Consider the following 13,609-nt stretch of genomic DNA (forward strand, 5'->3'; position numbering starts at 1 on the left):
ATAATTTTCGGGAAATCTCAATAAACTATGAAGTTACGAGCTGAAAATCTGATTAAGCGTTATGGCAAACGCTATGTAGTAAATAATGTATCTGTGCAAGTAGAGCAAGGGCAAATTGTAGGGCTTTTGGGACACAATGGAGCAGGAAAAACAACTACTTTCTACATGACTGTGGGCTTGGTAAAACCTGATGAAGGACGCATCTTTTTAGAAGACCAAGAAATTACAGCCTTACCTATGTTCAAAAGAGCAAGACTGGGACTTGGATATTTGGCTCAGGAGGCTTCTGTTTTTAGAAATTTGAGTGTTGAAGACAACATCAAGGCTGTACTTGAAATGATGAATATTCCCAAAAAGGAGCAAAAAGAACGAACAGAAGAACTTTTGGAAGAGTTTAGTCTTACACATGTACGCAAAAATATGGGAAAAGTACTTTCTGGAGGTGAACGCAGACGTACCGAAATTGCAAGAGCCTTAGCTACCAGACCTAAATTTATTCTATTGGATGAGCCTTTCGCTGGCGTTGACCCTCTTGCCGTAGAGGAAATTCAAAAAATTGTCTATAAACTTAAATTCAAGAATTTAGGCGTTCTCATTACCGACCACAACGCAGACGAAACGCTTTCTATTACAGACTGGGTGTATGTAATGAGTGAAGGAAAAGTGTTTAAAGAAGGCATCCCCGAAAATCTCGCTCAAGATGAAGAAGTACGTAAAAAATACTTAGGCGAATTGTACGAGTTTAAGAAAAAGGTATTTCAGGTTTAGGGTTTTATGCAACTTTGGCATTGGGTTTTTGGATTCTCTGTTATTGTTTTATATGGATTAATGCCCATAGGGCATTTGGGTGCATTTTTTGAAAGTTCTGAAAATAGTCTTTTGGTATTGTTTTTTTAAGTTTTCATTAAAGATTGGTGCTTTTTTCTTTATTTTTTTTCGGTTTCATTATTTTTCTTAATATTCTAACCCAGAAATTCCATTCACTATTTTTTTTGTCTTCTGAAAAATGATTTTCAACTTTGTCAAATGCATCTTCAATGTAGGCATCGTGTAACCACCGAATTGCTAATGCCCACTTCAATGAAGCTAAACCCGAAGTCGTCATATCAATAATATGAGAAAGTTCTGTCCTATTTACTTCTAATTCTCGGATTTCAAACTTGTGAAAACCATTAAAACCAGTCAAGTCAAATTGAAATGTAATTGAGCTATTTGGCTGGTATTCTGTTACAAAATATTTTATTGGTCCATGTCCGCCTTTTGAGCCAACCTGTAATCCATTGTCCAACTTCATAGGTGACCATTTATCCGTTGCTAACATCATATCATTGTTTGTTGCCAAAGTATTAAATAACTTGGCAATTTCAGTCTTTGGTTGCTGAATTTCTCTTTTATGGATATTTATGACTTTCATTTTCTCTGGGCTATAATCATTTTTGATAGTTTTTTCACAGTTTGATGTTGTGCTACATACTATAAATTAGTGGTTCGTTGTTTTCAATCTATACTTCTCAGGCTTATTTTTTGTTCTTTCTACTAATTCTCGTGCTTCCAAGTCAAGTTTTACTGTTTCGCCATACCACTGCACACCACCCTCAAAAGTATCTTTAACTCTTATATATAATTCTTCCATTAATTCTGTATGAGTGTATTCACCTTCTGTTAAAATTGTCAATAAATTCTCTTTAATAAAATTGTATTTTACTAACGATATTTTTTTATTTGTTTTGCCAACTTGGGGATGTAATGTTTGAATAAGTTCATCTTTCATTGAAGTAAAATTAATGTTATTTTAGTTTAATAAACGATTGTGTTTTTTATACTATAAAGTTATTAAATGATTGTTCCAAGCTAAACCTTAAAGTCAAGCAGTTTTACGTGAATAGCCCTAAGTGGAACTTCACTTATTACTTCAGCCATGTGACCATGTACTGCTGGGTCAAATTGAATCTCTATCGGAAGGTTGTCTGCTGCTATAAACATGTCTCCAGCACAAAAATCCATATATTGATTATTCTGCAAAGTAATTCTTAGGATTCCTTGCAGTACAATGATAAGGGTTGGATCACCAGCTAAATGCCAAAAAGATTTATAGTATGCATCACTTTCTCTTATCCTAAAATTTTTAGAACCTATTTGCTCAGACAAGTACATTCCACTTCTTTCAGATTTTGGATAAGTCTTTTGGATGAAAACAGAATTGCCATTTTCATCACAGATAATACAAGTAATAGAATACATCTAGTTTTTAATTTTCTATTACAAATATGGGTATTATTTTGAACTATGTTTTTTAAATATTGGATAACTTTTTTAGAGAAATCTATAAGTTGTGTAAGCTTATTTTCGGAATAAGGCAGGATTTCAAAGAAAAGTTGAACTACTTCAACTAAATTTCCTAAACTACTTCATTTTTAATCGTTGTAACTCCTTGCACCTTTGTATTGTCAATAATGACATAAAACATTTCAATACAAGGTAAAATGAAAACAACAGAAACAAGAACTTTTACAGTTCCAACAAGAGCAGATATTTCTGCCAACAATCAAGGTATTTTTGATAACCTTCAAAAAGGTCTGGGCTTCGTTCCCAATTTGTATGCTTACTTCGCTAAAAATGAAACAGCATTAGCAGACTATATCACTTTGCAAAATCGCAAAAGTACATTAAAAGCAAAAGAAAGAGAAGCCATTAACTTAGTAACCAGCCAAATGAATGGTTGTCGTTATTGTCAATCAGCACACACAATATTAGGTAGAATGAATGGTTTTACAGATGAGCAAATCATTGAATTAAGAAAAGGAAGTGCAAGCTTTGATAACAAACTTGATGCCTTAGTAAAATTTACTGCATCAACAGTTGAAAATCGTGGTAAGGCGACTGAAGAGAGCAAAGAAGCATTTTTTGCAGTTGGATATACTGAAGCTAATATGATAGATGTAGTTATTGTAGTGGGTGACAAAATTATCAGTAATTACTTACATAATTTAACTGGTTTCGAAATTGATTTCCCATTAGCAGAACAAATTTAAAAATCATGGAACAATTTTTAAAATATTACACACTCGACTGGCTGGCAATGATATTAAGCCTTTTAGCTGTTTATCTTTTGGGTAATAAAAACAAATATGGCTTTATTAGTTTTTCTTTAGCAAATGTCACTTGGATATTTCTTGGCTTGGCTTTAATGAACAGTTTAGGAATAGGAATAGGAAATATTGTTTTTTTAATCATGAACATTCGTGGGTTTATTTCTTGGAACAAAAACAATCAAAAAAATGGATAATTTATTTACACCTCTAAAAAACAGAATTGTAATGTCAGCAATATAGTTTTCAACAATTACAAATAAAATCACTTGGCAGCACAAAAGAACATACTCATGTCAATAAAAAAAATCAAATCATTTAGCATATATTGCATGCAATATAAAATACTAATAAACAATATTTTATATCAACAATATATTTATGAGAACGACCCTCCGAATATTAAAAATATTCTTTTTACTCACTTGGGTTTTACCATCTTTTGGACAAACCAATTTGTTATTACCAGGGAAAGGTATTGAGGGTATTTCAGTTGTTTTGGACTCTTCAAATATCTCAGATGTAATTAAACAATTCGGTGACGATTATTTGATATCTACAACAACATTGGTTACCTATTATCAATACAACAAAAAAGGATTAACCTTTCAGATTAACCCGTATGATAAAAATCAAATCGTTCGTTCAATTTCTGTAGAATCTCCTTTTCAAGCTAAAGTGCATAATGGAATTGTATTGAATGAAAGTACAATGAATGAAGTGTGGAAGTTGTATAATGAAAATGGCTGCTTTACTTCTAGAGATTACGCATGGCGACCTCAAAAAGGTATTTCCTTTTACATTAAAAGAGACCCAAGCAAAAAAGGATTTAATCCCAAAGAGAAAATATCTAAAATTGAAATCCACAATGACGGAGAATTTGGCACATCATCAAGAGTAAATTTTGAATTTAATAATGAACCTGTAGAAAGGAAGCTTCAAGAATTAATTTCAATACTAAAAGCAGACATTATTGATTTCAAAAGACTAGATTCTTTTTGGCAAAATCAGAAAAAAACAGAAAAAGAGCCCTATGGTCTAGAGAAAAAGACAAATTTTGAAAGAAAAATTGAATATGACCTATCTCAAGAATATGTAGAAATAAGAATAGCTCGCAACTCATATAATCTTAATATAATCAAATCACATGACAACCTAATTTATTTGAGGCTTTCAAATCAAGTTGGAAATCAAATTATTCTTGAAAGAAACGAAATAGCTAAAATCAGTAATCTTTTAACTAAAAGCGAAAGAAAGCTAGATACATCAATTATATTGAATTATCCTTTTATAGTGTACACATATGGGACATTGTGCGGAATTGGAGGAACACCACCTGAAAAATGTCAAATGATGCTGACCCTTGTAGAAGAAAATAAATATAATGAGCTGGCAACTTGGTTACACTCAATAAATCCTGAAATTGCTACTTACGGGTATATTGGACTTGATTTTTTAAAACGTAAGGGGAAAGAGATCTCACTTCCTGAACTAAAAAGAATGACTGAACTAAGTAAATCGCAAATTCAACTTAATACTTGTCAAGGTTGTTATTTTGGCGTGACAGAAAAAATAAGTGATATATTAAAGGAAAAGAATTTAAATACTATTTATAAATCGTTTCTACAAGCTGATTGGATAAAATAACTACAACTACACACATCAAAAGTATTTGCAAAATAGGCTGTGAAAAAACTCTTTTTTCTTATAAAATCATCCTCATTTTTTACAAATAAACCCCTCAAGGCAATTCTAATTTTATGTAACTAATTTATATGAATGAAGTAGATTGTCTTAAAGTCAGTCGTTTTTTGTTCGATTTTGCTAATCTTGTATACTTTGGCTTCCAAGGTATACAGAAATAAATCCTGTATTGAGGATGGAAAAATGGGTACCTTTATTATATATTCCCATTTTTATAAATTTTAATATATTTGGGTTTATAGTATATTTTTTAATTATATTTATTTGGTTTTGTTTGATAGTTAAGTTAGTTTATGTCGTACACGTCAGAAAAAAACTTTAATAAAATAGATTTTACAGAAACATCGCTTCCCAAAGGCGAGTATGAAGCTTGTAGTTTTATAAATTGTGATTTTTCGGGTGTAGATTTGTCTCATATCACTTTTTCGGAATGTGAATTTGAGAACTGTAATGTAAGTATGGCAAAAATCTATAAATCAACAAGTTTCAAAACAGTACACTTTAAAAATTGTAAACTTTTAGGCTTGCATTTTCAGAATGCAAATGAGTTTTTAATTGCTTTTAAATTTGAGAATTGCCAACTCAAACTGGCTTCTTTTTATAAATTAAAACTAAAGAGTACCACATTCAAAAACTGCGATTTGGAGGAAGCAGACTTCACAGAAACAGACTTAACTCAAGCCGTTTTTGATGCCTGTAACCTTTCTAAAGCTATTTTTGAGAATACCAATTTAGAAAAAACAGATTTCAGAACTGCTTACAATTACACCATAGATTTAGAAAACAACAAATCCAAGAAAACTAAGTTTTCAACATCAGGCTTGCTGGGTTTATTGAGTAAATATGATATTATTGTGGAGTAACTATGCACTCATATCTCCAAAGAATCAGAGATTTTATTAAAAACTTGGATGTGGATTCTTCCAAAGCATTTCATGATATGAGCCACATTCAGCATTTTACCAAAGGTGATTTTTTGCTGAAAGAAGATGATGTTTGTCGAAAAAGTTATTGGGTAATCAGAGGGATAGCTCGTAAATATTATTTGCATGATGGAAAGGACATCACAACCGAATTATATTTTGAAGATGATTTGGCTATCTCTTTTGAAAGCTACACCCTCCAAAAGCCAAGTAAAGAGTATATTCAAGCCCTTACAGATATTTCGGTAGCTGTTACAGATTACACCTTATTTCAAAAAATGAAGCAACAATTTCCAAAATTGACCGAATTAGATTTGATGCTTACAGAATATTATGCTATTTGGCTCGAAGAACGTTTATTTGAATTTCATACATTGAGTGCTTCTGAGCGTTATCTGAATCTTTTTGAAAAACAGCCCAAAATCGTACAATTTGTACCTCTTACCTATATTGCTTCTTATTTGGGTATTTCATTGGAAACTTTGAGCCGTATCAGAGCTAAAATCTGATATTTTATTTGACCTAAGTCAAATTTTATACAAAGTCTTTCTTCTTGTTTTGTAGAAATAAAAATTTTATGAAAGACAGAATTATAGGATTTGATTTGGCAAGAGCTTATGCCATTTTTGGTATGTTTATCGTAAATTTTAATACAGTTTTTGGCTCTCATCAAGATACCAGTGTTTTAGGCTCATTTCTAACTTTATTCAATGGAAATTCAAGCTCTATCTTTGTTATGCTTGCAGGTATGGGAATTGCCCTGATGTCTAATCAAAGCCATTACACCTCAGAGGAGAAGAAAGAAATAAAAAATATTATTAGTAAACGTTCTTGGTTTTTATTTGTGGTTGGGCTATTGCTTTATACTTGGTGGCCTGCTGATATTTTACATTTTTATGCAGGATATATGCACTTGGCTATCATTTTTCTATTTGTAGATAGAAAGTATTATGGATGGATTATTTTTGGGGCAATCCTGATATTTCATATTTTGTTACTGATTATTCCTTACGAAAAAGGCTGGAATTTTGATACCTTGAGTTATACAGATTTCTGGACGTTGGAAGGCTTTCTAAGAAACACCTTTTATAATGGCTGGAATCCCATTTTTCCTTGGGTAGCTTATTTTTTCTTGGGTATGTGGCTTGGCAGACTCGATTGGCAAAAAACTGAAATTTTGAAAAAACTTTTTTGGATTAGTCTAAGCCTTTATGGAAGTGTTTTTATCTTACAAACTTTCACTAAAAAGTTAAATGCTCATAAAGATTTATTATTTTATCTTGAAGCAGATTATATTCCTCCTTTTTTGCCATTTATGTTGGGAACAGCCTCTTTTGGTGTAATGGTCATTGTTTTTTTCATGTATTTGGGGAGAATATTAAAAAAAGACTCATGGATAGTTCAGTCATTGGTTTCTACAGGCAAAATGACGCTTACACATTACATCTCTCATTTGACGCTGGGTATTATCCTTTTTGCCATTATTACGGAACATCCTTATGAAAGTACTATCAATACGCATAAAGCCATTGCACCTATCCAGATTCTTTTATTTGGTACTCTGTATTTCATTTTGAGTGTTGTATGGAGCTATTTTTGGCTCAAAAAGTATAAAAATGGTATTTTAGAAAGTATTATGCGAAAATTCTCAGGTTAATTGTTCTGATAAACTCTCAAAAAACTAATATCTCTAAAATTTTTATAGCATATTGGTGGAGGGTATTGAACATCTTGTATAATTATCTCAGCACTACAAGGATTTTCTTTTAATAAGTTTTCAGCATTATGGTATTTCAGCCAAAAACGAACATAAAAAGCTTCTTCTGATGAATGTATAGTCTTTTTTGATTCGATACACTCTCTTATTTCCTTTTCTATTTTTTTATGATGTATATAAGATTGTGGTTCATAGAAATCTTCAATTTCTCTGTGAAATTGAGTAAAAGAGAATATAAATATTAAAACTAAAAAAAGAATTAAACGAATATTAACAAAAGTTTGCATCCATTGGCTCAGTACAATACCAAGCATAAAAGATAGAAAAACAGCATAATATGTCCATACTCTATAAAAAGGAAATGCCCGCATTATACATATTACAATACCCGCTGTAAACAAAGATACTGCAATAAAAGACCAAAATTTTTCATAAAATAGTGGAAGGTGTAACTTTTTTCGATTTTTAAATAAATAAAAACCTGCTATTGTAACAAACAAAGCCCCTGTAAATGCCACATATTTAGGAATACTGAACACATAAATAATAGACTCCCTAAAAGCAATGGGCAAAATGTAAGTAAAAAATTTATGGCTATCGTAGCTTGTTGGGCTTACATTTTCATTGCCAAACAAAGCATTTTTTCCGCTATACACCAAAATAGGCAGATAAAGCAAAAATACACAAGCCATAACTATTAAACCTACAACAAAAAACGTTTGGAATGTATCTTGATGTCTTTTTTGGAAAAATTGCCACAGCAAATATCCATAAAAAGCTATCATAGCAAATAGAAATACAGGTATAGTAAAAAAACCTAAAATACAGGCTATTGTAAAAATAAAAAGATAAAATGAAGTTCTTTTTTCAAGGTATTCGAGCAAACAAAAGAAAGCTAATACAATCAAGAATGTACACAACATATATCCTCTTGCTTGCACAGAAAATACAGATTGGCTAAAACCCAAGCCTAAAATAATACTACTAACATAAGCTGTTGAAAAATTAAATTTTCGGTATAAATACACATAACACATACTCCACAATGCCCAAAAAGAGAGCAGAGCCGTTATACGTATAGCCAAAATATCATCAATAATTAATAGATTCCAAAAACTACTACACAAATTATAAAAAACATGATTATTGGGAACAGGATAGTGTGTAATGGTTACACTTACTCCTTGCGAAGCAAAATATAACCACGAAAACGACTCATCCATAGCCACAAAAATCGTATTGTACATATAAATTTGATGAATCAGTACACAACCTACAAGACCTATAAACATTTTCTTTTGTGTGGAAGTATGTGCCAAGAAAATATTCATAAAAGTTTTTTTGATAGACTTAAAATCTTCTGATAGTTTTTGAATATGAGATATGATGGGTGTTTGATAATGCCACCAAAAAGCTTTCAGCAAATAGGTAACGTTAAAACCCACAAGCAACCACACAAGAGCCTGCTGATATGTTTTTGGAGTAAACAATTGTTTTCCAAATAAATGATGTCTATAAATATCAGGATGATTTACTAAATAAGTTTTTAATATTGTTTGATAAGAATTTACATAAAAACAATGCCATTGATATCCTACACATACCAACAAAATCAATAATACAAATGCTATCAGATAAAATACAGTTTTTGAGAGTTGCATCGTTTCAAGTATTTTGTAAAATTTACCTTTTTCTTGGAAAAAGGTACAAATTTATATACATTCGTTGTCAGTAAATATTCTAATTTTTTTCAATAGCTTATGTATCGTAAACCTGATAAGAAAAATTGGCGAGGCAGAGAAGATTTAATAGATGGAAAAGATGGGCTGCGTTGGCATCAAAAAATACAAATTACAAGCATCAATGACTCTACCATATTTCCTGCTATTACAGAAAATCAGAAAGGTTTTGCATTATTGGGTTTTTGTTCTGATGAAGGTGTAAGAAGAAATCAGGGGCGATTAGGTGCTGCTGAAGGTGCTACTGTTCTTAGAAGTCATCTCTCCAATCTGCCTTGGCATTTTGAAGAAAGAGTTTCTTTATTGGATACTGGTGATATATTTTGCTTGGGAGAGTTTTTAGAAGATGCCCAAGAAGATTTAGGCGAAATCATAGAAAAAGTATTAGAAAATAATTATAAAACTATTTTGCTGGGAGGTGGACACGAAATAGCTTATGGGCATTATTTAGGTATCAAAAAATTTATTGAAAAGAAAAATGCTCGTTTAGGTATTATCAATTTTGATGCTCATTTTGATATGAGAGAAACCGTTGATAATAAACCATCTTCAGGAACACCCTTTTTGCAAATAGCCAAAGACCTACAAAAAAATGGTCAGTCTTTCAATTACTTTGTATTGGGTATTCAAAGAGTAAGCAACACTCCAAAATTATTTAAAACAGCAGAACATTGGGGTGTACGCCATATACTTTCCGAAAGGCTTGATTTTATGTTTATAGAGCATATTCATAAACAATTAGCCGATTTCATAGCAGAGGTAGATTATGTCTATATGACAGTTTGCTTAGACGTTTTTTCGGCTGCTTATGCCCCAGGTGTAAGTGCTCTCAATGGTTTAGGGATTTACCCGACTATTGTAGCCGATTTAATCAAATTTATTAGTCAAACAGGTAAAGTTTTAGCCTTCGATGTAGCTGAACTTAATCCAAAATATGATTTGGATGGAAGAACAGCTCGTTTGGCTTCCAATTTGGTGTTTAGTTATGTGGACTCTTGCTCTACAGCTTAAGAGTCCCCATTCCACCATCTACACCTATTATTTGTCCTGTTATCCAGCTTGTTTTTTCAGAAAGCAAGAAGTTTGCCATTTCAGCAATATCTTGTGCTGTTCCTACTCTGCCTAAAGGATGACGTTTGCCTGCTGCTTCTTTTTTTTCTTCTCCAGCCAATAGTTTGCTTGCTAGTGGTGTATCTGTTAAGGATGGAGCAATTACATTCACTCTAATAAAACTGTTAGCCCATTCAGCAGCCAAAGACTTTGCTAAACCTTCTATGGCACTTTTGGCTGTTGCAATAGAAGAATGAAAGTTCATCCCTAAGGTAGAAGCTACAGTACTAAATAAGACTACACTTGCTCCTTTTGCATTTTTAAGATGTTTAAATGTGTTTTGGAGCGTATCTATTGCACCCAACAAATTAACATTTAAGTCTTGCTGAAACTCTTCTCTTGTAAGTCTATGAAAAGGTTTGAGATTAATAGTTCCTGGACAATATACCACTCCATGTAGTATTTCGGGGAGGGTATCGAATTGTCCTGAAAGTGGCATCTGAACATCCCAAACAATATGATGAATACCACTAATTTGTGCCAATTCTGATTTGTATTCTCTGGAGGCTACCCAAACCTGATGCCCTTCAGAATTCAGCATTTGAGCAAGTGCCAAACCTATTCCAGAGCTACCACCCACTATCAAATAATTTTTTGTCATAAAACACAAGTAAAATAGTTGTAAGAGTTTTTTGTTGTTATGCAAACTTGCGTTTTAATGAAAAGGTTTAAACTATTTAATAACTTGTAAAATACCCAAAACAGCAGAAAGTATTATAAGCCAATGAATTACAATGTTAATAGTTAAGTTTTTACGCCATAAAAACAACATTCCTAAAATAATTCCCCATACCATAAACCATGCAAATTGGTTAATAGATTTTAATCCATGCTGAAATATAAATGGGATAGTTGCTATGATTACTGCAATCCACTTACTAATTTTATAACTTTCTAATACCTTGATAGCAAACCCTCTATAAACTATTTCTTCCGTTATTCCTGCAATCAATCCCATACAAACAAATATAATTCTTGATGTAGTTGTTTTAGGAATTAAAGAAGATAACTTGGATAATTTTTCTTTGTCAATTATAGCATTTGATAAAATATATTCTATTCCTCCAATCAATATCCCTGTTAGTATAAAATAGCCTAAAAGGAAATACATAATTTGTTTTTGAGACCATAAGAAACCTATATCCTGCAATTTCCAGCCTTTTTGATTGATAATCTGATAAACAATCATGATTTGTATTAAATACCAAATCGTTATGGCTATCCAAAAGGTATTGAAAAAATCTAAACCTAAATCTGTAAAAACAGTACGATCTAAAAGTAATAAGGAAATAAATGTTGATACAATAGGGAATCCTATTAATACTAGAAGTGTTTTTTGAACAGGAATTTTAGGGAGATTAGAAACGTCTTGCATAAATCAAAATATTAGGTTGATATACAAAACTACAAGCACTTTTTTACTTAAAAGTTATCATTTGGTAATTTTCAGATTTTTTGAGCTCTTATTCTACTCAAACTTTGTGGTGTAATACCCAAGTAAGATGCTAAATACTTCAATGGGATTCGCATGGCATCTTTATTTAAAGAAAGTAAATCTAAATATCTTTCTTTTGCTGTTTTTGTTAGTAAATCTATCTGTTGTTGTTGCTTCTGAAAATATGAATATTCGGTAGTAAGTCTTGTTATTTTTTCACCAAAATTACCTTCTAAGAAAGTCTTTTGAAAATTATTGTACGAAATTCGAAATATTTCAGAATCTTCAAACAAGCGAACTTCTATAGGTGTGGGTTTTTGTGTAGAAAAAGACATATAATCCATTAGAGAATCTTTTTCAAACGAAATATCTATACAAATAAAATTATTTTTATTCCATATCAAATTACCTCCACACCCTTTTAAGAGTATATTTAGAAATTTTTCCGTTGTATAGGCTTGTTTAATTACAGACTCTTTTGGATATTTTTGAACTTCTCCCAATTCAGAAAAATTTTGCCATACTTGCAAATCAAGTTCTATAAAAGAATCAAATATTTCTTTTAATGTTTTAGCAAGCATTACCCTTTCACTTTATCTACACGAGTAGATTTCTTTTTGATATGTCCGTTTTTATCTCTTCGATTGGTTCTACCTTTGGCATCACGTTGGGCTTCATAGGCAGCAAACTCTTTGGGTGTCATATAGGTAGGACATTGAGGCTTTTTGCAAGAATCTAAGTGTAATAAAGTAATTATACTCAGTCCATAAACAAATTTTTTCATAGTATTGAGATTTTAATATAATAACAAATCTCTTGTTTTATTCTCAAAATAACAATCTTTTTGCAATTTACTTGAAACAAAATTTGGTAGAAGTCTTTATATTGCGACTTCTACCAAATTTTTATACTTTATTCTAGTTACAACAAAAGTTTGTTTGTTTTGAGCTTTTTTGACAACAAGAAGTTGTCGTTCCTTCTTTATTTTCTACACCACAACAAATATCATCAGAAGAGTCGCAACATGTACCTTGTTCTAATTTGTCAGCATAAATAGTGATGCTATAAATACCTGAGCTACTTGCCTTGAATAATTCTAATTCTTCTTGAGATAAATATACCAACAATAGTTCATCTGGTAGCGTAATCAATCTTTCTTTTTTGATTTGGATATTTTTAAAGCCTGCTGACTTAATAATTCCCAAATATGCCGATTTTTCACTAGCCCCTGATACACATCCAGCATACATTTCTGCTACTTCCAAAATATTTTCAGGTAATTGACCCACATAGACTATATCTGAAATACTAAAATGTCCACCTTCTTTCAAAACTCTATGAATCTCTAAAAAAGCTTTTTCTTTATTAGGAACAAGGTTCATCACACAATTACTTACTACCACATCTGCTATATTATTTGGAACATCTGTCATTTCTTCAATATCTCCCAATATAAAGCCTACATTTTGATAACCAAGTTTTTTGTTATTTTCGATGGCTCTTACTACCATTTCGGGTGTCATGTCAATACCTATTACCTTACCTGTCTCTCCTACAATACTTCGGGCAACAAATACATCATTTCCTGCTCCAGAACCCAAATCTATTACAGTATCACCTATTTTTATATTTGCTATTTCTGTAGGGAGTCCACACCCCAAAGCAAGGTCTGCTTCTTTTTGATAGCCTTCTATATGTTCATAACTCTCTTGCATAGTTGTAGTTTCGCAACAAGCAGTGTCACCACAACAGCCTGTTTGAGTTTTTCCTTTAGCTATCTCACCATAAGATTTTTTTACCTGATTTTTAATTTCATCTGCTTTCATAAAATTTGTGTTTTTAGTTGATAGCAATATTGCTATTTAACCGTAACACAGAGGTTTTTCTAAAAA

Annotated in this window: 15 protein-coding genes and 2 pseudogenes; 8 read left to right on the top strand and 9 right to left on the bottom strand. The window is 31.6% G+C overall.

All coding sequences use genetic code 11. The annotated features are described in order from the left end of the window. Positions 1 to 27: 27 nt before the first annotated feature. Positions 28 to 768: an LPS export ABC transporter ATP-binding protein gene (locus AD998_17470; protein ID KOY87679.1), complete on the top strand. Its 741-nt coding sequence runs from the start codon at positions 28 to 30 to the stop codon at positions 766 to 768. Positions 769 to 904: 136 nt separating this feature from the next. Here the strand turns inward: AD998_17470 and AD998_17475 are convergent, their stop codons facing one another. The 3 genes from AD998_17475 to AD998_17485 all read right to left on the bottom strand — a co-directional run bounded on the left by AD998_17475 (position 905) and on the right by AD998_17485 (position 2,241). Further along, complete coding sequence (locus AD998_17475; protein KOY87680.1) at positions 905 to 1,414, bottom strand: hypothetical protein; 510 nt, start codon at positions 1,412 to 1,414, stop codon at positions 905 to 907. A 66-nt stretch (positions 1,415 to 1,480) separates the two neighbouring features. Then, the gene (locus tag AD998_17480; protein ID KOY87681.1) at positions 1,481 to 1,771 is read right to left on the bottom strand and encodes a hypothetical protein; all 291 of its coding nucleotides are present in this window, start codon (positions 1,769 to 1,771) and stop codon (positions 1,481 to 1,483) included. 80 nt (positions 1,772 to 1,851) lie between these two features. Next, entirely contained in the window at positions 1,852 to 2,241 is a 390-nt protein-coding gene (locus AD998_17485; GenBank protein KOY87682.1) for a hypothetical protein, read from the bottom strand. A 242-nt stretch (positions 2,242 to 2,483) separates the two neighbouring features. Between AD998_17485 and AD998_17490 the strand changes: the two genes are divergently transcribed. The 6 genes from AD998_17490 to AD998_17515 all read left to right on the top strand — a co-directional run bounded on the left by AD998_17490 (position 2,484) and on the right by AD998_17515 (position 7,373). Continuing rightward, on the top strand, positions 2,484 to 3,032 hold the full coding sequence (locus AD998_17490) for an alkylhydroperoxidase (GenBank protein ID KOY87683.1): 549 nt from the start codon (positions 2,484 to 2,486) through the stop codon (positions 3,030 to 3,032). A 5-nt stretch (positions 3,033 to 3,037) separates the two neighbouring features. Then, the gene (locus AD998_17495; protein ID KOY87684.1) at positions 3,038 to 3,286 is read left to right on the top strand and encodes a hypothetical protein; all 249 of its coding nucleotides are present in this window, start codon (positions 3,038 to 3,040) and stop codon (positions 3,284 to 3,286) included. A gap of 184 nt (positions 3,287 to 3,470) precedes the next feature. After that, positions 3,471 to 4,736, top strand: coding sequence for a hypothetical protein (locus tag AD998_17500; protein ID KOY87685.1), 1,266 nt, complete (start codon positions 3,471 to 3,473; stop codon positions 4,734 to 4,736). A gap of 350 nt (positions 4,737 to 5,086) precedes the next feature. Next, positions 5,087 to 5,656, top strand: a complete 570-nt coding sequence (locus AD998_17505; GenBank protein KOY87686.1) for a hypothetical protein — start codon at positions 5,087 to 5,089, stop codon at positions 5,654 to 5,656. Positions 5,657 to 5,658: 2 nt separating this feature from the next. Next, positions 5,659 to 6,225 (top strand): Crp/Fnr family transcriptional regulator, encoded by a 567-nt coding sequence (locus AD998_17510; GenBank protein KOY87687.1) that lies wholly within the window; start codon positions 5,659 to 5,661, stop codon positions 6,223 to 6,225. A 68-nt stretch (positions 6,226 to 6,293) separates the two neighbouring features. Then, positions 6,294 to 7,373 (top strand): hypothetical protein, encoded by a 1,080-nt coding sequence (locus AD998_17515; protein ID KOY87688.1) that lies wholly within the window; start codon positions 6,294 to 6,296, stop codon positions 7,371 to 7,373. On the opposite strand, the gene AD998_17520 is transcribed toward AD998_17515, so the two are convergent. Continuing rightward, positions 7,370 to 9,094: a hypothetical protein gene (locus AD998_17520; GenBank protein KOY87689.1), complete on the bottom strand. Its 1,725-nt coding sequence runs from the start codon at positions 9,092 to 9,094 to the stop codon at positions 7,370 to 7,372. The two genes, AD998_17515 and AD998_17520, sit on opposite strands and share 4 nt — an antisense overlap. 99 nt (positions 9,095 to 9,193) lie before the next feature. On the opposite strand from AD998_17520, the gene AD998_17525 reads away from it, so the two are divergent. After that, a complete protein-coding gene (locus tag AD998_17525; GenBank protein KOY87690.1) occupies positions 9,194 to 10,183 on the top strand; it encodes a hypothetical protein in 990 nt (329 codons plus the stop codon). Here AD998_17525 and AD998_17530 read toward each other — a convergent pair. The 5 genes and pseudogenes from AD998_17530 to AD998_17550 form a co-directional block, all read right to left on the bottom strand. Next, positions 10,173 to 10,883 carry an oxidoreductase gene (locus tag AD998_17530; GenBank protein KOY87691.1) on the bottom strand — a complete coding sequence of 237 codons (711 nt, stop codon included), beginning with the start codon at positions 10,881 to 10,883 and terminating at the stop codon, positions 10,173 to 10,175. The genes AD998_17525 and AD998_17530 overlap by 11 nt on opposite strands. Before the next feature lie 72 nt (positions 10,884 to 10,955). After that, complete coding sequence (locus AD998_17535; GenBank protein KOY87692.1) at positions 10,956 to 11,657, bottom strand: hypothetical protein; 702 nt, start codon at positions 11,655 to 11,657, stop codon at positions 10,956 to 10,958. Between the two features lie 71 nt (positions 11,658 to 11,728). Then, positions 11,729 to 12,079, bottom strand: a pseudogene (locus AD998_17540) (hypothetical protein). A 218-nt stretch (positions 12,080 to 12,297) separates the two neighbouring features. Further along, positions 12,298 to 12,501, bottom strand: a complete 204-nt coding sequence (locus AD998_17545; GenBank protein ID KOY87693.1) for a hypothetical protein — start codon at positions 12,499 to 12,501, stop codon at positions 12,298 to 12,300. A 235-nt stretch (positions 12,502 to 12,736) separates the two neighbouring features. After that, positions 12,737 to 13,543, bottom strand: a pseudogene (locus AD998_17550) (arsenite S-adenosylmethyltransferase). Positions 13,544 to 13,609 lie beyond the last annotated feature (66 nt).

Source organism: bacterium 336/3 (assembly GCA_001281695.1).
Classification (GTDB): Bacteria; Bacteroidota; Bacteroidia; order Cytophagales; family Thermonemataceae; genus Raineya.

Bases quoted from the DNA above. Each gene is read 5' to 3' on its own strand.
- AD998_17470 (KOY87679.1), top strand. From the start codon at position 28: ATGAAGTTACGAGCTGAAAATCTGATTAAGCGTTATGGCAAACGCTAT.
- AD998_17475 (KOY87680.1), bottom strand. From the start codon at position 1,414: ATGAAAGTCATAAATATCCATAAAAGAGAAATTCAGCAACCAAAGACT.
- AD998_17480 (KOY87681.1), bottom strand. From the start codon at position 1,771: ATGAAAGATGAACTTATTCAAACATTACATCCCCAAGTTGGCAAAACA.
- AD998_17485 (KOY87682.1), bottom strand. From the start codon at position 2,241: ATGTATTCTATTACTTGTATTATCTGTGATGAAAATGGCAATTCTGTT.
- AD998_17490 (KOY87683.1), top strand. From the start codon at position 2,484: ATGAAAACAACAGAAACAAGAACTTTTACAGTTCCAACAAGAGCAGAT.
- AD998_17495 (KOY87684.1), top strand. From the start codon at position 3,038: ATGGAACAATTTTTAAAATATTACACACTCGACTGGCTGGCAATGATA.
- AD998_17500 (KOY87685.1), top strand. From the start codon at position 3,471: ATGAGAACGACCCTCCGAATATTAAAAATATTCTTTTTACTCACTTGG.
- AD998_17505 (KOY87686.1), top strand. From the start codon at position 5,087: ATGTCGTACACGTCAGAAAAAAACTTTAATAAAATAGATTTTACAGAA.
- AD998_17510 (KOY87687.1), top strand. From the start codon at position 5,659: ATGCACTCATATCTCCAAAGAATCAGAGATTTTATTAAAAACTTGGAT.
- AD998_17515 (KOY87688.1), top strand. From the start codon at position 6,294: ATGAAAGACAGAATTATAGGATTTGATTTGGCAAGAGCTTATGCCATT.
- AD998_17520 (KOY87689.1), bottom strand. From the start codon at position 9,094: ATGCAACTCTCAAAAACTGTATTTTATCTGATAGCATTTGTATTATTG.
- AD998_17525 (KOY87690.1), top strand. From the start codon at position 9,194: ATGTATCGTAAACCTGATAAGAAAAATTGGCGAGGCAGAGAAGATTTA.
- AD998_17530 (KOY87691.1), bottom strand. From the start codon at position 10,883: ATGACAAAAAATTATTTGATAGTGGGTGGTAGCTCTGGAATAGGTTTG.
- AD998_17535 (KOY87692.1), bottom strand. From the start codon at position 11,657: ATGCAAGACGTTTCTAATCTCCCTAAAATTCCTGTTCAAAAAACACTT.
- AD998_17545 (KOY87693.1), bottom strand. From the start codon at position 12,501: ATGAAAAAATTTGTTTATGGACTGAGTATAATTACTTTATTACACTTA.